We start from the raw sequence: 22389 nt of genomic DNA on the forward strand, positions 1-22389 counted from the left end.
GTATAAAAAAACAAAGTATATATTTGATATATATACTTTGTTACATTACATCTGTATTATATATTCACAATGGCTTCCTGTTTTATAATCCTTACATACAGTTCATCTGCTAGCTTTTGAAAATATACTGGCATTTCTTTACCCTTGAACTTCTTCTGAATCGTACCATATAAACCAATATCACGAAGGCGTAAAAATAGTGGTAGTGATTCATACCAACTTTCTTCTAATTGATGTTCTAACTCATACCCTTTTCTTAATACTTGTAATTGTTTACGCACAAACAATGTTTTTTCTTGTTCAGTCTTCCATACATTCGAAAGAACGGAATAATAAATAACCATTGCTAAATCATGAATAAAATAATTATACGTTGCATCATCAAAATCAAAAATCGTCAATTCTTTCCCATCATAATGGAAATTCCCTTGATGAATATCACCATGCATAAGACCAAAATTTCTCTTTTCTATTGGAAGCATCTTTATTTTATCAATTAATACATATGCAATCTTTTTTACTTGTTCATCCTCTAACTGATCAATAATCGCTTTCTCTTCTATCTCCCATGTATCACGATATCCTGTATTAGGATAACTTATTGTAAGACGATGAAGTTGACCAATCGCTTTTCCCCATGCTTCAAAAAGATCATCTCCCCAATAAATAGATGTTGAATCTTTTACTCTCTCTCCTTTGGCATATGCAAATAAAGAAGCGTAAAAGAAAGTTCCATCTACTGCTTGTATCCCTTCTACAAGTTTTCTAGATTTTGAATAATATGGTCTAGCAATCTTAGCTCCATGCTCCCCTAGATACTGTAAAAAATCTAATTCTGTTTCTACTTGTTTTTCAGATCGATGAGAAGAGTGCGTTAATCTTAATACGTAAGATACCCCCTTTTCATCCTTTGCATGAAAAATATAGTTTTCAAAATCTCCAAGTGGATTTTTTTCCACTGTAACGTTAAATAGATTTGCCGCTTCCTCCAAAATTTCATTGGTGAAAACTCTCTCTACAGCTATTTCCATATTTAGCTCCTCCTTTACGTATCCTTTATTTAATTCGACATGAACGTGAAAAATACTGCTATGAACAGAATGCACGAGCTCAAATTTTATAAATAGAAGGGATCAAAAAATAAAAAGATTGCTTATTCAATCAACTTTTTTGTTCAAGGTGCCGGAACATTCTTTAGAGATTCTCAGCATTTTGTAAATAAGAAACCTATACCTAAATGTGAATTCAAACTAAAATCTGATAATAATTCCATCTTTTTCTTGTTGTTTATATCACTTTATGATATATTTTTTTCAGATATATCATAAAGTGATATAAAAGGTAGGGATAAAATGAAATCATTAGAGCAGTTAACTGATTCTGTATTTTATATTATGGCAGGATTTACAAAACCAAGGCATGGCTATGCAGTGATGAGTTTGATTGAAGAATTAACAGAAGGTCAAGTAGTAATTGGACCTGCATCACTGTACACAATTATTAAAAAGTTAATAACCGAATCTTACATTGAGTTATTTGATGATTCAAATTCACGTAGAAAAGTATATGTTTTAACAGAAAAAGGGAAAGAAGTGTTAGAACAAGATATTTTGAGACGTAAAACGATGCTTGATTTCGCTGAAAATGGATTAAAGGGGGAGAAGTAAAATGGGGAAAACAAAATACATGATGTCAAACGGAATTGCTTTTTCAGAAAAAAGGGACTTACAGAAGCTAAGGAAGTATGCTACAAAAGGTTGGATCGTGAAACGCTTCAAAAAAATGGGATATGAATTGGAAAAAGGTATTGCTGAAGATGTTATTTTTAGTCTTGATATAAGAGAATTAGCAGCAAACGAATTAGAAGAATATATCGAAATGTTTGAACTGGCAGGTTGGGAATATATTTGCTCAAGTTATAATATGCACCTATTTAAAGCGCAACCTGGCACAAAACCAATTTATACAGATAAAGAAACAAAGCAGGAAAAAATAAAAAAACTTAGACAACCAGTTCTATTAACAGTCGCGATTAGTATGGCTCTGCTTATTATAAGCTATATCGTTCATTCAGTAAGCTCTGGATTATTAAGTACAATATTTTCAACAATCTTTTTATGTTCACTTGTCATTACTGTTCCCATGTTAATGACATTAATGGCGACCTACTACCATTCTTTTCGCACAAAATAGTATAGCATTTCTAAGTCTATAAAGCAGCGATACATTATAAATCCCTTATATTTTAATTAATCTTTATTCAAAATATAAGGGAATCTTTTCATAATGAAATGAATGTTCTCAACATCCTTTTAATCAAGTTTTACTTTGAGCCCACACATGCATTTACTTTTCTTCACCTTCTGTTTGCATTGAGTTGAAAGTCCAATTCAAATTCAATACATCTCCTTGGAACACATTTTGATCTTCCCCGTTATCTACAAATGTGAACATCACATAGAAAGTATCGTCATCACCTGGAGCAAGTCCGTTTTCTTCTCGATCTACAATACCTTTTTGCACAAGATCAGGAATATTTCCATTTTGTGTAGCTTCCTTCAATTCAGATAATGTAGTAGACCATATAGGTACTGTATTTTTGTCCAAGTTCCACAAGAAATCAACGCGGATATGATCCCCAAAATCAGTATTTCCATTATCTCCTTTGGCATCAATTACAGTGTAATCAGTAAGAAGCTTCACATCTCCTATCGCTAATGTACCTTTGTTAACTAGTTGAAACCCACGCTCCATTTCGTCACCTGGTTTAAGATTATCTACATCAATAACGACTTTAGGATCAACACTCAAGTCTAAAGTACTAGCTGCAAACGTGTTATTTGACACTTCTTTATCACTGAAATACGCATACGTTCCTCCCCCAATTAAAGATAAACCAAGAACCGCAGTCATAGCACCCATACCAAGCTTTTTCTTAAGACCCATTTCAATAATCCCCCTATTTTAAAAGTTCAAGTTATAGATCACGTATCAATTGCACGAAAAATAATAAACAAGCTAGTAAACTATTCCACGTTAAAAACTAACCAATTTTAATTACTCAATGTGAAAATTCAAGTACCAAAATACATTTCACTATAAAACTACTTTAAGAAAAACCGGTAACGTTACAATGAAGCATTACCGGTCCTCATTAATCATGGAAGCACATCCCTAATTCGTTTTATTGTAGTTATTTAATGGCATACTGCATTCCAAATTTGTACTTACTTATTTTTTCGGTTCCAATCCAATCGAGCGCAAGATTTTCTCTAACGTCACTGGTCCAACATTTTCTTTTGGTTTCTGATTCTCTTTAGCATCTGGACCCTTTTTCAAGAAGTTCTTCTCGATAAAACGTATATCTGTTTCATTTACAACGCCGTCTTGATTGATGTCACCATCTTTAACAGTTTTTCCTTTTTCATATGATAGAGCTGCTATTCTAGCATCTTGAATATCCACCATTTTATCGCCGTTGACGTCACCAGCAAGGTTATCATCCATATCAGCTCTAAAATATTGACCTACTAATTCCCCATCCTGCATTTTCCCTATTTTTGTTGTTAATTTACTATTTAAATGACCCGGCATTTCTACAAAAATATCGTATTCTTTATCGCTCACAGGAACATTGTGAATTTCAAATTGGCCGTTATTATCAATTTTCCCTGTGTATTTCTTTCCATCCTTGCCAACCACGTACACTTTTGCTCCCAGTTTTGTGTAGTCGTTCTTACCTACATACCCCTCTTCAGTCAAGAATGCTTCTGGTCCAATATATCCTGTAACCATTGAATGTTTTGAAACAATAGAAAAGGATTTATCTTTAAACACAGGAATCTCAGCACCTTCTGATACACCAGCTTTTGTATAAGAGAATTTATCTACTCCAAATACAGCCAAACTATTAAAATATTCATCACTCGTCATCTCGAATGTAACATCTAAAAATGGTGTGTCTCCATCTAATCCCTTAAATTCTGCTCCTTCTACAGATGCGCCAACTTTTACTTTATTTTCCCAAGTGCCTTCTTCATTTATCACCGGATCTTCTAACTTGATATTTAATCCATGTTGTTTCGCATATTCCGTAAGCGCTGGATTTGATTTCACATCTGTAAATTTAAATAGCTGTTTACTATAAGGAATCTCAAATGTACCTGACATAAGTTGTTTTACATTATTGAGATTTAAAGTTAACGTAATTTTGTCTCCTAATTTTATTTTGTCTTTGTCATAACTTGGAATAGCGTATTCTGTTCCTTCTTTAACAAAGACGTAATCTTTAAACCCATTCGCCATATTCGCTGCAGTTGCAAGGTCATATCCAAATAATCTTAAATTAAGCGGTTCATTTATTTCCTCTGGAAGTACGCCAAGTTTAAAATCACCATTGGCTTGAATTGTATTCAACCAACCTGATGGAAAGGCAGAGTTTTGGTAATATACAATTTCATTAGCCTTTTGATCATACTGAAGGCCTTTTGCCTTTAATGCATCTATCGTAGAATCATAAATATTACCATGGACCCACAATGCCCTTTGACCATCTTCTTCTGTGAACATAGATTCATTTACCTCATGAACACCAGGTTGTACATCAGCAAATTTCACTTCAGGTTTGACATTATCAATAATTACGCTATCTCCTTTTGTATAAGGTTTTCCTTCTTTATCATATCCAATGAAATCCAGTTGGTAATCTCCATCAGGTAGCGTAACTCGTTTATCTCCAATTGGATGATTCGGATCTCCTGTAAACGGGAACACGTATCCTCCCATACCATCGAACATAATATATTCAGTATTCGGTGTTAGACTACTAGCATTAAGTGTGCCAACAATTCCTAATGCCTTTCCTGTTTTTCGATCCTTCACAACCGCATCAATGGTTTCAAGTGGACTATTTAATTTAAATGTCAACGGTGAACTCGGTCTTCCCATAAATGGATGGAAGTTAGATGTATCTGTCGCCATTGCATCTCTAAGCAAATCTACAGATGCAATCCCTTTTTCTGTGAATTTCACTGCAAATGGCACTTGATATGTTTCTTTTTCATTGTTTTTATTTGAAATATGAATATATCCTTCATATCTACCGAATTCCGCGTTTTCTGGAATGATAATTTCAGGACTAATTTCCCCAGATGTACCAGGAGCTACTTTAATAGAATCTTGTACATTCAACTTCACACCATTCTTCGCTGCATCCTGCACTCCTACACTTGTTGGTGAAAACTCTACTTCTAGTTTGAACTCTTTTTCTTCTGTTTTATTGTTGTTTTTAATCAGAACTTTTCGATTATCTTTAATTGGTCCATTTGCTAATTGCGTTTTATAACCGAATGCAATAGAACCAGTTTTTTCTTCAATTTCTACTTCTTCATCATTTACCACGTTTGTCGTTTTATCGATAACCTCAATCGCTGTATCCGTATGAACTGCACGATAAGCATCAATTCGTCCTGATCCCACCTCAAATACGGAGCGCTCTTCTTTTAAATCTACCGCTGTATTCATAAGCGCCTCTTTTACTTCAAATGGACTATAGTTTGGATGTTCTTGTAAAATTAATGCTGCTACCCCCGCAGTATGAGGAGTTGCCATAGATGTACCCGACATACGTCCATACGCTACTGGATAATTTTCGCCATCCTTTGGATCATTAATATATTCAGGAACAGTAGAGAAAATAGACACACCTGGCGCTACTATATCTGGTTTAATATCATCTGTTTTACTTGCAGGACCTCGTGAACTGAAATCAGCTAGGTGATCTCCCTCTGTTTTTGTGTTACTCAGTTCTCCAAATGCTAAGGACACATCCCCCTGGGCAGCTTTTGCTTGTAATTTCTCACCATCTGCTTTTGTTAAGCGGAAAGATGGAATAGATGAAGTACTTTCTCCAAGATAACTTGTAATGTCACCATCCACATTGTTGTACACAATGACAGCTTTCGCGCCTGCTTCCTTCGCATTTTTAATTTTTTCATCAAAAGTAATCTCACCGCGCTGGATGAGCGCTAGCTTTCCTTTTACATCTTTCCCTGAAAAATCATCTGATTTTCCAAGGCCTGTATATACAACAGATAAGGATTGTCCTTTTAAGTCCTCAAGCTTATCAGCAAAGCTTTTTCCAAGTAGCATCATCTTATCCACATGTAAATCACCTGCAGTAGCGGAAAACGTCGGGATAGTCATCGCAGCGTCACTCGCTCCAACTGTAATCGGAAGTGCTGCCGCACTAGGTGATCCAAGAGTTCCTTCTTCTGGTCCACTATTTCCTGCCGCTACAACTGTGACAACACCAGCTAACATAGCATTGTTTACTGCCACAGAAGTAGGGTATAAAGGATCATTAATAGAGGCACCTAGTGATAGATTAATAACATCCATATCGTCTTTCACTGCTTTATCAATCGCAGCAAGAATACCATTTACTTGTCCGCTTCCATATGGTCCTAATACACGATACGAATATAAATCTACATCAGGAGCGACTCCCTTAACCGCATAATCTACGTTATTTTTTTTGTCTGCAGCAATAGTTCCAGCTACATGTGTACCGTGAGATGTATAATATGCATTTCCATTATAAATCTCAGGATAACCTCCAGAGTTTTGCCAGTCTTTATATGTTGTTTCCATTGGATCAGCATCGTTATTAACGAAGTCCCATCCTTTTATAGAGTTTGGATCTACCTTTGTTGGATCTTCCCCTTGTGTTGCACGATATCCTTTATATGCATCTTTTAAATCAGGGTGGTTATAATCGATACCTGTATCCAGCACCCCCACCTTAATTCCTTTACCTGTTATTTTTTCATCATGAAGCTTGTCCACACCGATTTGTGGTACACTATCTGCCATTTTTGGCTGGGCAGCAGTCTTAGCTGTTTCTTTCGGCAAATCAATTTTGACCTCCTGATCTTCCCATACGCGCTTAACGATACCAGTGCGAACTAAGTCTTCAATCATATTCCCAGGTAACGACATTGCCACACCATTAAAAGCATTCTTATATTCTCTTGTTATTTTGGCAGACTTAAAGTTTTCCCCTTTATCTTTCTTTTTTCGAAGCTGTTCGAGCTCAGATTTAAATCCTTTATGAGATGCTTCCACCTTTTGTTCTGCATTAGAAAGAGCTAATTTTTTCCCTTTAGCTGCTTGTTTTAGCACCTCAATTTTAGCAGGAGCTTGCTTGAACTCTACAATTACATTCACATTATCAGGACTTGCTGTATTGATACCTGGTGAAATAACAAAACCTGGTTTTGTATCTAATGTTTTTAAAGCATTACGTTGTTCCTTTGTAAGTCCTTTCAATACAGAATTTGCATCATCAATACCAGTTAAAGTAGATGTATTTACCTCTTCTGCCAATACGTTATATGGAATTCCTTGAGACAATAACATACCAACAGTCAACGTTCCAATAAGAATCTTTCCAAATTTTCTTTTCTTCATATGGCATCCCCTTATAATTACAAAGTTATTTTTTCGAGACGAATTGATTCTCAAAACCTTGTTCAGCATTGGCAATTCTATCAATCTTGAACCTTTATTTTGTATGATTGAGAATAACCAACACTGCTACCATCCCCACATTTCATCTAGCTGACCGTCCACTTTAATTTTTTCTATAAACGCCCCCTACAACTTATTTCCAATACCAAATTTTCACAAAATGAATTATTAATACAATGAAACGATAATTCTATTTTCATTATTCCATATTCCGATTTTTCTGAACATTAAACAAAAGGAGTAATTTTTGTTCTAATGATTCTACACCTAAATAGTACAAAAGAACTATCTTGCTCTTTATTCTTTGGAATAGAGAATAAAGAAACACGATAGTTCTCTTAGGAATTTTTTATTTAGTCCAACGGAACCAATTGATTTCGAACTGCATAAATCACTGCTTGCGAACGACTTTTTACATTGAGCTTTTTAAAAATTTTATTGATGTGAATTTTAACTGTCTTGTCACTAATATATAGAGCTTCAGCAATTTCTTTATTACTAAGCCCCTTAACCAATTCAAAGAGAATCTCCTTTTCACGCTCTGTCAATTCATTTTCGTTTGATTCTACTTTCATTTGTTGCTGATGATACGTAATTAATTTTTTCGTCATACGCGGATGAATAACGGAATCACCTTGATATAACATTCGAATTGCTGCTACTACTTGCTCTGATGATGAATCTTTCAACAAATAGCCATCAGCACCCGCCTGAAGTGCATCCATTAAATACTCGTCATGCTCATACATAGTAAAAGCAAGCACTCGGCAAGTCGGATACTGTTTTTTCACTAACGCCGTAGCTTCAATTCCATTTTTCCCAGGAAGATTAATATCCATTAAAATACAATCCGGTCTGCATTCCTCGACTTTCTCTAATACCTCGTCCCCAGAGATCGCTTCCCCAACTACTCTTATATCAGATTCAACCTCTAGTATACTGCGAATTGCGTCTCGTAAAAAAGCATGATCATCCACTACTAATATTTTAATCATTTTACGCACCCCTTGTTTGTGAATCTGGAATTAATAATGTAATTTCTGTCCCCTTCCCTACAGAACTATCAATCTGTAAAGTAGCCCCTAGCTGTTCAGCTTGTTCATTCATATGTAATATACCATAATGCGGCTCACACTTCGTTTTAACCATAGACTCAAATAGTGAAAAACCAATTCCATTATCCTTCACCTTTAAAAGTACGTGCTCACGCTGATAGCTTAACAGCACATCAACTTTTTCTGCTTGTGCATGTTTAACAATGTTCTGCAAACTCTCCTGAAATGTATCAAAAATAACTCTTTCTTTAGAAAAACTGATTGTACGAGCATGACCCCTTTCATGGTATGTAATGTCTATTTCATATTCTTGTTTTACAGATTTTATTTTACTTGCTATCGCTTGCTTAAGTCCTAATTGTTGCGTTGGATATGGCTTTAAAGCATAAATAGAATAGCGAACTTCTCCTAAGCTTCCCCTTAATTTTTTTATACTTTTCTCCACTACTTGCTGCATATCGGTTGGTTTATCACGATATTTTTTCTGGACGGATTCTAGTTGGAATATTACCCCGGCTAACGCTTGCGCGATACCATCGTGAATTTCGCGTGCAATTCGATTTCTTTCTTCTAAAATCATTCTTTTTTCCTGTTCAGAAATCAATATCCTTGTTTTAACTACGTTAGCTAATTGGTTAGAAAACGTAGCTAAAGACTGTATATCTTCTGGAAAAAAACCCGCATTTCTACTTTTTCCTGCAACAAACATTCCAACTAATTCATCATTTACAATAAGGGGAAAATATACAAGCGAGCGTATGATATCATCAAATACATCATCTCCAGGAGCCATACCAGTTTTCCAATCATTAAAAACAAGATTTTTGGAGATTTCCTCAAACCCCTTATATATATCAGAATGATCAGAAAAATTCGGATGCACTTTCCCATCTTTTAATAAAAGATTCCAGTTTCCATCATCTTTTGTCCATATTGCATATGCTTGTATTCCAAAAAAACCTTTAAGTGCTTGTTTGATATGCTTCAAGTTCCCTCCGGTTAGTCCACGACTTATTTCTGTTGTAATAAGAAACAGTTCGTATAATCGTTCCTTCTCGATCCTTATTCGCACAGAAAAAGAGCTGATAACTGAAATTGCTACAAGTGGAAAAAAGAAAAACAATACTGTAATCTCGTTTATCTCCACACTATATGCACTAACTAAGAGATGCATCAGAGCAGCGTAAAATAAACCAAAAGTTTCACAAAGAAATACCGTTGTGGTTTTTTTATACCATTGATGTATTGAATACGGCTGAGGAAGGAGTACCATTAACAAATCGTAAAAACGGTTGTTGAAAAAACAAAAAAACACGCAAAACAATAACAGAAATATTAATTTCTCATACAGGACTGACATGTCGATCCTGCTAATAAATAAAGACAGACCTTCATTGGAAAACCATTCTGCCAAGATCAAACTAAGAGCATGCTGTGTACTATTAAATAGCATTCTTTGCACTGGCGAACGACGATGCAGATGAATAATTAGCGTAACAAACACAATTGCAATAATAGTTATATGTATTCCAAGCTGCCAACTCATAGCGTAAATAATCGGAAAGGTAAGCGAGCTAGTTCCTCTCCAAAATCGTACAGGAAAATACTCTGCAATCCCCATAAATATTAATAACAATATTAGTATTGTTGGATGAGAAGGGATTTTAATTTCAAGTAAAGATATAGTTATAGTAATCAAACCAAGAAAAGAAATGAAATAAAGATAATAACTAGCAACTTTTTCTCTCATAAAAATAGAATCTACATCTTTCAAAACAGCCCCTTCTTTCTTTATAAAAATATATTTTCTCTATTATCCAACAAAAAACCGGCACTGGCAAAATGGAAGAACTTCCACTAGCCAATCACCGGCTGTGTACTACACCTAAACAGGCAAGACACAATATTAGTATAAGTTGATTTTTATAAATTTCCTATTCATCAAATGATGTAATTGTACATACTATTGGACGTAATCTTTATAGTACAAAAGATGTATATTAATATCGTTAATCTAGTAGAGTTGTAATTCACTTGTAAATTTCTTTGTACATGTAAAGCAAGAAACTGTTGATGTTATATATCCCCTATAAAATCTTTAACACAAACATAATTTAAAATTTGAAAAAAGATTATCCAAAGGTGCAGTTTAACCCTGAAGTAGAAGTAAAAATGTTATATAGTGGCGTTTTAAATTAATAAGAGGTTGAATGCTATGGGCATCCAACCTCTTATTTCAATTATTTAGTAAATCGATACACAATGGATTCATACGGTCTAAGGATAAGCTTTCTAATATCTTCACCTGAATCCTCATAATTTGATATTAATATTTCTTGCTTCATCCCATTTACTTTAATCTCTTTTGGCACAGAATATGTTATTGTTTCTCCATAAAAATTATTTATCACAAGTAGCATTTCATCATTTAACGTACGAGTATATACCCAAACATTCGGATCATCCATATCTATAATTTCATATTTACCAGCTGTAAGCACATCATATGTTTTTCTAAGTTCAATTAACTTTTTATAATGATAAAACACAGACTCTTTATCTTGTAATGCTTTTTCCACATTAATTTCTTTGTAATTTTCTGCAACTGAAATCCAAGGTGTATTTGTTGAAAAACCAGCATTTTCTTCTTCATTCCACTGCATAGGTGTCCGTGAATTATCGCGAGATTTTTGTTTTAGGATACCAATGATTTCTTCATTTGACATCCCTTCTCCCTGCTTCATTTCATAAATATTTAAAGATTCAACATCTCGATACTGTTCAATTCTTTCAAATCCTGGATTTGTCATTCCAATTTCTTCACCTTGATAAATATAAGGTGTGCCTTGCAACATATGCATCGCCGTTGCTAACATCTTTGCCGATTCATTTCGGTACCGCTTATCATCACCAAAACGGGATACAATGCGAGGCTGATCATGGTTACACCAGAACAGAGCGTTCCAGCCCCCACCTTCTTGCATTTCAGTTTGCCACTTTGACATGATTTCTTTCAACTGCCTGAAATCAAAGTCAGCTTTTGTCCACTTATCTCCATTTGGATAATCTACTTTTAAATGGTGAAAGCTGAAAGTCATACTTAATTCCTTCCGCTCTGGATTTGAATACTTAATACAATTATCAATTGTTGTAGATGACATTTCTCCAACTGTAATTACGTCTTTTCCTTCAAATACTTCATGATTCATTTCTTGTAAATATCCATGAACACGAGGGCCATCTGTATAGTATTTCCGACCATCGCTAGTAGCAGTTGTTCCTTCATCATCTAGAAAACGTTGATCTTTTGAAATTAAGTTAATGACATCAAGCCGGAATCCTTTGACCCCTTTTTCAAGCCAAAAGCGCATCATTTCGTATACTTCTTCCCGAAGCTTTTCATTTTCCCAATTTAAATCAGCTTGCGTTTTATCAAACAAATGCAAATAATATTGCTTTGTTTTCTCATCATATTCCCAAGCGGAACCACCAAACTTAGACTGCCAATTATTCTTTTCATCACGCCATATATAAAAATCACGGTACGGGCTATTTTTATCATGGCGCGCTTCCTGAAACCACTTATGCTCCGTCGAACTATGGTTCACAACGATATCAAGCATAATATCCATCTCACGTTTCTTCGCTTCTGCTAAAAGTTCTTCAAATTCTTCCATTGTTCCATAAGATGGATCTATTGAATAATAATCACTAACATCATAACCATTATCATTTTGTGGTGAACGATACATTGGCGTAAGCCAAATATAATCAACACCAAGTTTTTGTAAATAATCTAATTTCTCTGTTACACCTTTTATATCGCCTGTCTCTGTATTGTAATAGCTATTAAAGCTTTTCGGATAAATTTGATAGACAACACTTTTATGCCAATCTTTCATGCTAAATTGCCTCCTACTTCTGTTTTACTTGCTTTGCAAATAACCACGTTAAAACAAATGGAACTACTACTGCGATTATCATCCCAACTACAAACATCGGAATCGATTTCGGAATGATAGAAATAAATGCCGGTAAACCACCAATTCCAATCGCTGGTGCTAATACGCCATTTAACGTAATAAATACTGCCGCAAGTGCCGATCCCGTAATAGCTGCATAAAACGGAAATTTATTTCTCAAATTCACACCAAACATTGCTGGTTCTGTAATACCGAAGTACGCTGAAATAGCTGATGTTGATGCCATACTTTTATCATTTTGATTTTTTGAAATCCAAAACATTGCTAGCGCTGCACTACCTTGCGCGATATTAGAAAGTGCAATCATTGGCCAAATAAATGTACCACCACTTTGTGAAATTAATTGTAAATCAATTGCAATAAACATATGATGCATACCTGTAATAACTAATGGTGCATATAGTGCTCCAAATAGAACCGCACCGATTGCTGGAACTGTTTCGTATACTCCCACTAATCCAGTTGTTAGTAAATCTCCGATATGACGTGTAACTGGACCAATAATACCTAACGCTAATACCCCCGTCACAACGATTGTTGTAATCGGTACAACTAATAGTTGTATCGCATTTGGTACACGTTTTTTCAGGAAAATCTCAACTTTACTTAGCACCAATGCTGCTGCTAAAATCGGTAAAATTTGTCCTTGATACCCTACTTTTTCAATTTGGAACAATCCTAAAATATTAAAGTACTCAATTTTTTGTCCATCTAGTCCTGCCGATGCTTTTCCATAATTCCATGCATTTAATAAATCAGGATGTACAAGCATTAACCCCATTACAATCCCGAGTATTGGACTGCCGCCGAAACGTTTCGTCGCAGACCAACCAACAAGTGCTGGTAAGAATACAAATGCCGTATTTGCCATCATATTAATTAAATCCCATAGCCCGCCTAAGTTTGGATATACTTCTAATAAATTTTTCCCTTCAAAAAATAAGTCTTTAGCACCTAATAAATTATTAATCCCCATAAGTAAACCAGCTGTAACAATTGCTGGCAAAATCGGCATAAATACATCAGAAAATATCTTTACAAATTTTTGCATCGGATTTAATTTTTGATTTCCCGAATCCTTCACATCTGCTACTGTCGACTCCTTCATACCTGCAAGCGTTATCAATTCTGCATATACTCGATCTACATCTCCTGGACCAATCACAATTTGAAATATACCAGCGTTATGAAACGCTCCTTTTACTAAGGAAACTTCTTGCAGTTTATCACTATCTATTTTACTTTCATCCTTTAAAGCGATACGAAGTCTCGTTACACAGTGAGCTGCTTGTTCAATATTTTCTTTACCACCAATATATTTCAGCACTTCTTCTGCTGTTTTACGATAATCTTTCCCCATATCCGTCCCTCTTTTCTTTTTTGATACCGTTTACAATTACATATTAACTCGTATATATAAGTTAGTCAATACTCGTATATACGAGTTGTTATTATTTTTTATCAAACAATACAAAAAGAGATGAAACATCTATCGTTTCATCTCTTTATTTTCTCCGCGCCACATCCGAAAAATGAAAAATATCAAGTCGGTGTCGTGATTCTGTATATTCAAACTGACTACCATCATAAAGATGAGTAAAGTTTTTCACAACAACAACATAATCTGTTCCATTTAAATCTAAATACTTCCGATCATCACCTGTACAAGGTTGCACTTCAATAACGCGCTGTGAATAACTAATATGTAATTCTAATTCTTTCTCAATGTATTTATAAATTGACTTCTCAGCAATTTCTTTTGTTAATCCAGGAATATATTCAGATACAAAATAGTTTACATCTAAAATTACATTTTCCCCGTCAATATTTCGAACGCGTTTAATATGATCTACCTTCGTTTTCGCCTTCACATTTAATAATTTGGCCATTTCTTTCGGTGCTGACAATTGCTCCATCTCTACCACATTTGTTATACATTGGCGCCCTAATCGTTCATTTTCCTCTTGAAAACTCACAATCCCACCAAAATTAAATTCAATGTTTTTTCGTTTTAAAACGAAAACGCCTTTACCGTGTATTTTCTGTACATATCCACGTTCCTGTAATAAATCGACAGCTTTCCTTACCGTCCCACGGCTCACTTCATACTGCTTCATCAATTCTGTTTCAGATGGGATTTTACACCCTTCTGTTAACTTACGATTATCAATTGAATTACTTATCTCCGTATAAATCTGTTCATACTTACTCATCATTTTGAATAACCCCTTGTCACCTTCTATTTCTACTTGTATTATAGCATGACAGAAAATCATGCCAATCTCTCACTAATTTTCCAGCACAAGAAATATCTATATAAATATTTAGTCAACAATACGAATTTTTATAATTTTTTTCATATTTCCCTTTTCATTCTAAAAAACATGTAGTATACTAACTTCAAAATCAGAGGAGAAAGGGAGCAAAGAACTATGCTTACGAATACAACTGTAGTTACATTTGCACAAAAACATCATCATCATACTTAACCCTTGAAACCTAGCGGAAAAATTCACGCGTAGGTACAAGGGTTATTCCCGTTGTACCTACGTTAGGCAAAGAGCCATGTAGGTATTTTTTATCTACATGGCTCTTTTTTTGTTTTCAAAAACGCTAGTAAAAAGATGATGAATAAGCAAAACTACTACAAAGGAGATAAACAAACATGGAAACGAAAAAATGGGGTTTATGGATTTTAACAGCATTTGTTGTTGGAAATATGGTTGGCGGTGGCGTGTTTATGCTTCCAGCAAATTTAGCGCAAGTATCGGGTCCAATGGGATCTACGCTTGCTTGGAGTATTACAGGACTTGGCGTATTTATGATTGCTCTTGTATTTGGAAACCTTGCAGTACGTAAGCCGGAGTTAAAAGCTGGTCCACAAAGTTACGCACAAGCAATGTTTGCTTCTCAAAAGGCAGGTAAAGTTGCTGGATATAGTATGGCATGGGGATACTGGGCTGCGAACTGGGCTGCGACTGCTTCTGTTATTATTTCATTTGCAGGATACCTATCTACATTCTTCCCAGTTTTACAAAGTAAGCAAGTTCTTTTTTCACTAAACGGATTTTCATTAGAACTTGGAAAAGGGTTAACTTTTGCTGTATGTAGCATTATACTATGGGGCATTCAATATATTCTTTCTCAAAACATTGATAGAGCTGGCAACATGAACCTGCTTGCAACGATTGCAAAGATTATCGGATTTACAATGTTCATCGTCATTACACTATTTATTTTCAATACTTCTAACTTTGGCGATGGTCAAACATTTATGAATGAGGCTGGCAAATCAATTCCATTAGGTGGACAAGTTAATGCCGCTGCTATTGCAACTCTTTGGGCATTTATAGGAATTGAGTCAGCAGTTATGCTATCGAATCGCGCAAAATCACAGCGCGATGTAAAAAAGGCAACAATTTTCGGTTTAATTATTGCTCTTCTTATTTACATGGCAATTACACTACTAACAATGGGTGCTCTTCCACAAGACGCTTTAAAAGAGTCGCAAAAACCTTTAGTAGATGCTTTAAACCTAGCCATTGGTAATAAAGGTGCTTATATCATGGCACTACTTGCACTTGTATCATTATTCGGATCTACTGTTGGCTGGATTGTTGTAAGTTCAGAGGTACCTTATCAAGCAGCAAAGAATGGACTTTTCCCGAAATTTTTTGGAAGAACTAATAAAAAAGGGAGTCCTTCAAAGTCACTCCTTGTTACAAATATTATGACGCAAATTTTCTTGTTCTCAACAATATCTGGGACTGTTTCAGAAGCTTATAATTTCGCCATTGTTGTCGCAACATTAGCTTATTTAATTCCCTATCTTGTTTCTACCCTATACCAATTAAAACTTGTTGTAACAGGAGAAACATACGATATAACACCAGGCTCTCGAGTAAAGGATGGAATCATTACAGTACTTGCACTCCTATACTCTATTTGGGTAATTAAAACAGGAACAACTGATTTAAAAACATTTTTCTTAGGTATTGGATTATTTGTATTAGGACTCGTTCTCTATCCAATTCTAATGAAAAATTCATCTACTTCTCCTTCAGAACAGCCTAATAATAAAGCTAGCTAATACAATAAGAAGCTGTGAGCTACATTCCAAAATATACTGGATTGTTCCCTCACAGCTTCTTGTATTCCTAAGAAACTTTCAATTAATAATCAGTGGAGGATGAAGAAAACCACCACTAATTAAAGTTTCACATGAAACTCTTTCTATGCTAATAAGGTGAAACTTTGATTCCCCTTTATCAATTGTACTTTTAGCAATTGTGGATTCCTCTTGTATGTAAAATTAACTGTTAAATAAACCAACGACACTTGAATCTACATAGTGAATACGATTACTTAAGCTCCTTTTGATAGCTAATCGCTTGCTTCCCCATTTGCTCCCAAGCCGCTTGAAATTCATTTTTGGAAACAGCGATATGTGGTTCTGTTCCAAGAGGATTATGAAGATATACTTTTTCTTTATCATATCCGGTTACGAGTACACTATGCTCATAGTACGTAATACGAACCATTCCTTGCGGCGTTTCCCAATTACGAAAATGACCATCGGAAAGACGCCGAAAAGTAGAATTTGTAATGACTAAAACTGGTATCCCCGAACGAATTTGTGTATAAATGCTCTCTATATCTTCTCCCGTCAAATCAATTGCTCGTTCTCCTAAATATTGCTGTGCCAAATTATAAATTGGCTTATGATATGCCCCATATCCAGGATAAGAATACGTGTAAATATTCCCAACAAACCCCTCGTTTGGATGCCCATGTTTATTTCCAATCCAAAACGGAACTTTATGTATTTCCTTTGCTAACCTCATTTTATCTACTTGAATATTGGCTGACTGAAGTAGCATCGCCAAACTCGTTACTTCACAACCCCTTTTTAATTCAGGAAGCTGTCTGATAAACGGAACATGTGATAAGACAATTTTCTCTGGTAAAGGTTTTGCTGTTTCTTGTTTCACTTGTTGAATCTTATATTGACTTGCTTTCCCATCCATTTTTACTGGTTGAGAAGACTTCTTACTTGCCGGAGAACAACTCCCAAATAATACTGTAAAAACAAAAAGTAGTTTATACAATTGCACATATTTTTGCATATATATAACTCTAACTCCATTTCATATTAAAATGCTTCTTTCCTATTGTGTACGATTACAAATAAAATCCCATTGTTATTTTTTCCCGAATTGTATTATCACTATATGCAGGAAAAATGCGGAAAGCTTGAGCATTTTATCTACATTTGTGCAGATAAAACAAAACGTTTTATAATGAGGGTATTATACTAAATTTCTATAAAGCAATACGCAAGAAAGTATAGGTGAAATATATACATATGAAAAATCGTGTCGTTCAACTATTATTTGTGTTGACTATTGTAGCGATCGTCCTCACGCTCTTAAATAAAGAGGTCATATCTTTATATAAATTTATTGGTGTACTATGGTCGATTACGATTATAGGAATTTCCTTCGTTATTTTTATCGAAAATCGCTCTCCACAAAGCACACTAGCATGGTTTTTAGTATTAGCACTTCTTCCTGTTATTGGTGTATTATTGTATGCACTTTTTGGAAGAAGTCGCTGGAGACGAAAAAAACATTTACATCGTGCAGAGGAACAGCGAAATGTATTCCGTCAGATTTTAGAAGGGAAGCGTTTAGATGTAGCATTTCCTTCCTCACTAAGTGAACGGTCTACCTATTTAACCAAAGTTGTACAAAAATTTGGTGGTGGTCCCGTTGCAGATCAAACAACAACAACGCTATTAACAAACGGAGAGGAAACATTTACTGAAATCATACAAGCTATCGAAAATGCACAGCATCATATTCATATTCAATACTATATTTATCGTTCAGATGAAATCGGTACAAAAATTCGGGATGCATTAATAAAAAAAGCAAAATCCGGTGTCATCGTACGTTTTCTTTTCGATGGACTTGGAAGTAATACACTACGAAATCGCTTCTTACGACCGATGAAAGAAGCCGGAATTGAAATTGTCGAATTCGATTCCATTCTTTCACCATGGCTACTAGAAACAGTAAATTATCGGAACCATCGTAAGATTGTTATTGTAGATGGAGTTATTGGTTTTACTGGTGGGCTTAACGTTGGGGATGAATATCTTGGCCGTTCGAAAAAGTTCCCTATTTGGCGCGATAGTCATTTAAAAATAGAAGGAAAAGCATTATATAAACTGCAAGCTGTTTTTCTAGAAGATTGGCTATATGCTTCTAGCGGTTTAAATAACTATTCCTGGGATTCATTTATGAATAGAGGATACTTTCCAGGACAAGGTATTCACCAAGCAGAAGGTGCTGTTCAAATTGTCGCAAGTGGTCCAAGTTCCGATGATACAAGTATTCGCAATGCTTTATTAGCAGCTATAGGGTCTGCCAAAAAATCAATTTGGATCGCAACGCCCTACTTTATTCCAGATCAAGAAACATTAACATTACTGCGTTTAAGCGCCACCGCTGGTATTGATGTCCGTATTCTATATCCAGGAAAAAGTGACAGTATCATTAGTGATCAAGCATCTCAATCCTACTTTACACCACTCTTAAAAGCAGGAGCTTCCATTTATCGCTATAAAGATGGATTTATGCATGCTAAAATTGTACTTGTTGATGATGAGATTGCATCGATTGGTACCGCAAATATGGATATTCGTAGCTTTGAGCTTAATTATGAAATTATTGCGGTGCTATATGAATCAAAAACAGTTTTAGATATAAAACGTGATTTTGAACAAGATTTTAAAGACTCCATCGAGATTAGATGGGATTCATTCAAAAAACGCCCTATTGGAAAGCGAACACTGGAATCACTTATGCGGCTAATTTCCCCTTTGCTTTAAAAAGTAATCAAGATAAACTTGATTACTTTTTCTTTTATAATGGTACATTCCTCTCCCTTCCTTTTCTTTGCATACCATATTAAAACAAGTTATCATAAGATGTATTGTTTACTTTACGAAAATAATGTTAGGTGGGAAATACATGTTAAAACAATTTCATATACATGCTGATTTAAAACAGCAATTAGCAACAATTCACGACAAAAATAAGCAAGCAGCTGGTGAAAATGCACATTTAATCGGTACAAAAATGTATAAAGCATCAGATAGCAGTATTATTGAAGATGCGATTACAGCACTTCTACTTGGCAAAAACATTTTATTAAAAGGGCCGACAGGAAGCGGTAAAACTGTACTTGCAGAAACACTATCTTCTTTATTCCAAAAACCAATGCACAGTATTAACTGTTCTGTTGATTTAGATGTCGAAGGTATTTTAGGATACAATACTTTAAAAACAAAAGATGGAGCATCTGAAGTTTCCTTCGTTGACGGTCCTCTTATGAAAGCAATGAAAAACGGACATTTCTTATATATCGATGAAATCAATATGGCAAAACCTGAAACACTTCCTCTTCTTCATGGTGCATTAGATTACCGTAAAATGATCACAAACCCATTTACACAACAAGTTGTATATGGTGATGAAGAGTACCGCGTTATTGCGGCAATTAACGAAGGTTACGTTGGAACGAGCGAACTAAATGAAGCATTAAAAAACCGCTTTGTTATCATTGAAGTTCCTTATATTCAAGGTGATACTTTAAAAGAGTTATTACTATCTGAATCCAAATTAAATGACGTTGCAACGATTGAAAAGTTTGTAGCATTCGCAAGTGACCTCATGCCACTTGCCCGTGATGGACGTGTAAGTGAAGAAGCAGCAAGTATTCGCGGCATTATCGACGCATGTGACTTAGGCGTATATATTCCTGTTATGCGCGCAATTGAGCGAAGCATTATTGCAAAATTAAATGATGAAACAGAACAAATGACTGTCCGTGAATTAGCAGAAAGCTACTTCTTTGAGGGATAATTCATGAGACAAATTTTTAGTGACAAAAAAATTGATGCGTCGCTGTTTCTTCAAATGGAAAACTTAATGTATGCCCTTCTAAAGGAAGACGATGCCTACCTTGAGTATGGCTATAAAGCATACTACGACGAAATAGAAAAAAAGGTTGTCATTAGTCACTTTTGGGATGATCGAAAAGAAGAAGATACCATAATCGGATTAAAAAGCGAAGTGTTTTTAAAAGCACTTGGTAATAAACACTACTCGGACATGACTTTAATTCGCTCTTATGCAATTGAATTACAAGAATCTCCTCTTAAAAAGTTTTTAACACAATTATTTGTTTTATTAGAAGATTTACGTGTTGAGGAAATCGTGAAAAGCTTACGTCCTGGCACAAAATATATTTTTAAGCGCCGAAAAGAAATGTATCGTAATTACTTCGGCTCACAAAATGAAATAAACCGCGTTCGTAATTATCACGGTGATCGTCTATTTTGTTTATGTTACCTTTCATTAACGAGCGATAAATATGAAATGTTCAACAATGAATATTTCGAGCAAATTGAAACGATTTTACACGAAACATTCCAAGCACGTAATACGGAAGATATTATGTACGTCGTTGAAAAAATTCGCTATCGTCTAGAAGGTCTTCTGCAAAATGATATGATCAATAACTATTTCGGACACGCCCCACTCTACTTATCTGTCATTGCAGATGAAAAAAACTGTCGTGTCGAAGAATTAGCAAATGATGATACTCAAATCGTAGATGATGAGAATAAAAATAAAATTAATGAAAGCTTCTCGACATGGCATCGTGAAAATAAAAATAACGAAAACGAGAACTTTTTACGCTTTGAATTAGAAAGCGGAACAAAAACAAATATGATGGGTGATACTGCTCGTGAATCAGAGGATGGCGATCAAGCGCTTGGTTCTGTACAAGGGACTTCTCAAAAAAGTACGCAATCTAACTTTGATGTGGCTGATGCAGAAGATTCCAGAGCCTCTCATGCTTCTAGCCAAAATGAAGGCATATATGGTAAATATAATGTCGGTGCTTCTCATACATTTAAAGAAGCTCGCAAGCCAAACTCTGATGAGAAAAAGGACTATCAAGCCATTAAGTCACTCATTAATAAAGACGTAAAAGAATTAAAGAAAATCATTGAGAAAACAATTGAAAATAAAACAAACGCAAATAGTGATAAATATTACGGAAGACTTCGTAAGAAATTCCTTCGTATTTATACAGAAAAACAGCCGCGCATGTTTTATAAAAAGGGACAAGAATCACAAGAACTTGACGTTGCCTTCCAACTATTAGTCGACTGCTCTGGTTCTATGTATAACAAAATGGAAGAAACGAAGAAAAGTGTTGTTCTATTCCATGAAGCATTAAAATCATTAAAGATTCCACATGCAATTAGTGGATTCTGGGAAGATGCTTCTAGTGCGACACCAGAAGATAAACCAAACGTCATTCATGAAGTGGTAACATACAAAAACTCAACGCTTCCAAACGTTGGACCAGAAATTATACAACTTCGCGAAGAAGAAGACAATCGCGACGGTTACATTATTCGCATCGTTTCTGAAAAGCTTGCAAAACGACCAGAGAAGCACAAATTCTTACTTGTCTTTACAGACGGTGAACCATCTGCTTTAGACTATCAACAAGATGGTATTTTAGATACACACGAAGCTGTTAAACTCGCTCGAAAAAGCGGTATGGAAGTTATCGGGATTTTCATCGAAGAAGGCGAAGCAAAAGAAGCGACATATCAATTAATGAAAAATATTTATAACCATCATTTCTTAGTTGCCAATCATGCTGAAGATTTACGCTTAAAGATTAAGCCGCTATTGAAGAAATTATTATTGAAGACGATTGAATAGCAAGCA

Annotated in this window: 15 protein-coding genes; 6 read left to right on the top strand and 9 right to left on the bottom strand. The window is 35.0% G+C overall.

Features of this window, described 5'->3' with window-relative positions:
* Window positions 1-56: 56 nt before the first annotated feature.
* On the bottom strand, window positions 57-1031 hold the full coding sequence (locus KFD70_RS18860; protein WP_336452972.1) for a phosphotransferase enzyme family protein: 975 nt from the start codon (window positions 1029-1031) through the stop codon (window positions 57-59).
* A gap of 321 nt (window positions 1032-1352) precedes the next feature.
* On the opposite strand from KFD70_RS18860, the gene KFD70_RS18865 reads away from it, so the two are divergent.
* Both KFD70_RS18865 and KFD70_RS18870 read left to right on the top strand, forming a co-directional pair.
* Entirely contained in the window at window positions 1353-1667 is a 315-nt protein-coding gene (locus KFD70_RS18865; RefSeq protein WP_336452971.1) for a PadR family transcriptional regulator, read from the top strand.
* A gap of 1 nt (window position 1668) precedes the next feature.
* Window positions 1669-2193: a DUF2812 domain-containing protein gene (locus tag KFD70_RS18870; RefSeq protein WP_336452970.1), complete on the top strand. Its 525-nt coding sequence runs from the start codon at window positions 1669-1671 to the stop codon at window positions 2191-2193.
* 153 nt (window positions 2194-2346) lie between these two features.
* Here the strand turns inward: KFD70_RS18870 and KFD70_RS18875 are convergent, their stop codons facing one another.
* The 7 genes from KFD70_RS18875 to treR all read right to left on the bottom strand — a co-directional run bounded on the left by KFD70_RS18875 (window position 2347) and on the right by treR (window position 14784).
* Entirely contained in the window at window positions 2347-2946 is a 600-nt protein-coding gene (locus KFD70_RS18875; RefSeq protein WP_431613278.1) for a TasA family protein, read from the bottom strand.
* 285 nt (window positions 2947-3231) lie between these two features.
* The gene (locus KFD70_RS18880; protein ID WP_336452968.1) at window positions 3232-7470 is read right to left on the bottom strand and encodes a S8 family serine peptidase; all 4239 of its coding nucleotides are present in this window, start codon (window positions 7468-7470) and stop codon (window positions 3232-3234) included.
* Between the two features lie 413 nt (window positions 7471-7883).
* Complete coding sequence (locus KFD70_RS18885; protein WP_336452967.1) at window positions 7884-8525, bottom strand: response regulator; 642 nt, start codon at window positions 8523-8525, stop codon at window positions 7884-7886.
* Between the two features lies 1 nt (window position 8526).
* Window positions 8527-10359: a GAF domain-containing sensor histidine kinase gene (locus KFD70_RS18890; protein WP_336452966.1), complete on the bottom strand. Its 1833-nt coding sequence runs from the start codon at window positions 10357-10359 to the stop codon at window positions 8527-8529.
* Window positions 10360-10825: 466 nt separating this feature from the next.
* Window positions 10826-12487: an alpha,alpha-phosphotrehalase gene (gene treC, locus KFD70_RS18895; protein ID WP_336452965.1), complete on the bottom strand. Its 1662-nt coding sequence runs from the start codon at window positions 12485-12487 to the stop codon at window positions 10826-10828.
* Window positions 12488-12500: 13 nt separating this feature from the next.
* Window positions 12501-13928, bottom strand: a complete 1428-nt coding sequence (treP, locus tag KFD70_RS18900; protein ID WP_431613279.1) for a PTS system trehalose-specific EIIBC component — start codon at window positions 13926-13928, stop codon at window positions 12501-12503.
* Window positions 13929-14073: 145 nt separating this feature from the next.
* Window positions 14074-14784, bottom strand: coding sequence for a trehalose operon repressor (gene treR, locus KFD70_RS18905; protein WP_336452963.1), 711 nt, complete (start codon window positions 14782-14784; stop codon window positions 14074-14076).
* 449 nt (window positions 14785-15233) lie between these two features.
* Between treR and KFD70_RS18910 the strand changes: the two genes are divergently transcribed.
* Window positions 15234-16658 carry an amino acid permease gene (locus KFD70_RS18910; RefSeq protein ID WP_336452962.1) on the top strand — a complete coding sequence of 475 codons (1425 nt, stop codon included), beginning with the start codon at window positions 15234-15236 and terminating at the stop codon, window positions 16656-16658.
* 271 nt (window positions 16659-16929) lie between these two features.
* Here the strand turns inward: KFD70_RS18910 and KFD70_RS18915 are convergent, their stop codons facing one another.
* On the bottom strand, window positions 16930-17694 hold the full coding sequence (locus KFD70_RS18915; protein ID WP_336452961.1) for a C39 family peptidase: 765 nt from the start codon (window positions 17692-17694) through the stop codon (window positions 16930-16932).
* A gap of 239 nt (window positions 17695-17933) precedes the next feature.
* Between KFD70_RS18915 and KFD70_RS18920 the strand changes: the two genes are divergently transcribed.
* The 3 genes from KFD70_RS18920 (at window position 17934) to KFD70_RS18930 (ending at window position 22383) form a co-directional block, all read left to right on the top strand.
* On the top strand, window positions 17934-19463 hold the full coding sequence (locus KFD70_RS18920) for a cardiolipin synthase (protein ID WP_431613280.1): 1530 nt from the start codon (window positions 17934-17936) through the stop codon (window positions 19461-19463).
* Between the two features lie 142 nt (window positions 19464-19605).
* On the top strand, window positions 19606-20499 hold the full coding sequence (locus KFD70_RS18925) for an ATP-binding protein (RefSeq protein ID WP_336452959.1): 894 nt from the start codon (window positions 19606-19608) through the stop codon (window positions 20497-20499).
* A gap of 3 nt (window positions 20500-20502) precedes the next feature.
* Window positions 20503-22383 (top strand): vWA domain-containing protein, encoded by a 1881-nt coding sequence (locus KFD70_RS18930; protein ID WP_336452958.1) that lies wholly within the window; start codon window positions 20503-20505, stop codon window positions 22381-22383.
* The last annotated feature ends 6 nt before the right edge of the window (window positions 22384-22389 follow it).

It is taken from the genome of Bacillus pfraonensis (assembly GCF_050768835.1).
Taxonomy (GTDB): Bacteria; Bacillota; Bacilli; order Bacillales; family Bacillaceae_G; genus Bacillus_A; species Bacillus_A pfraonensis.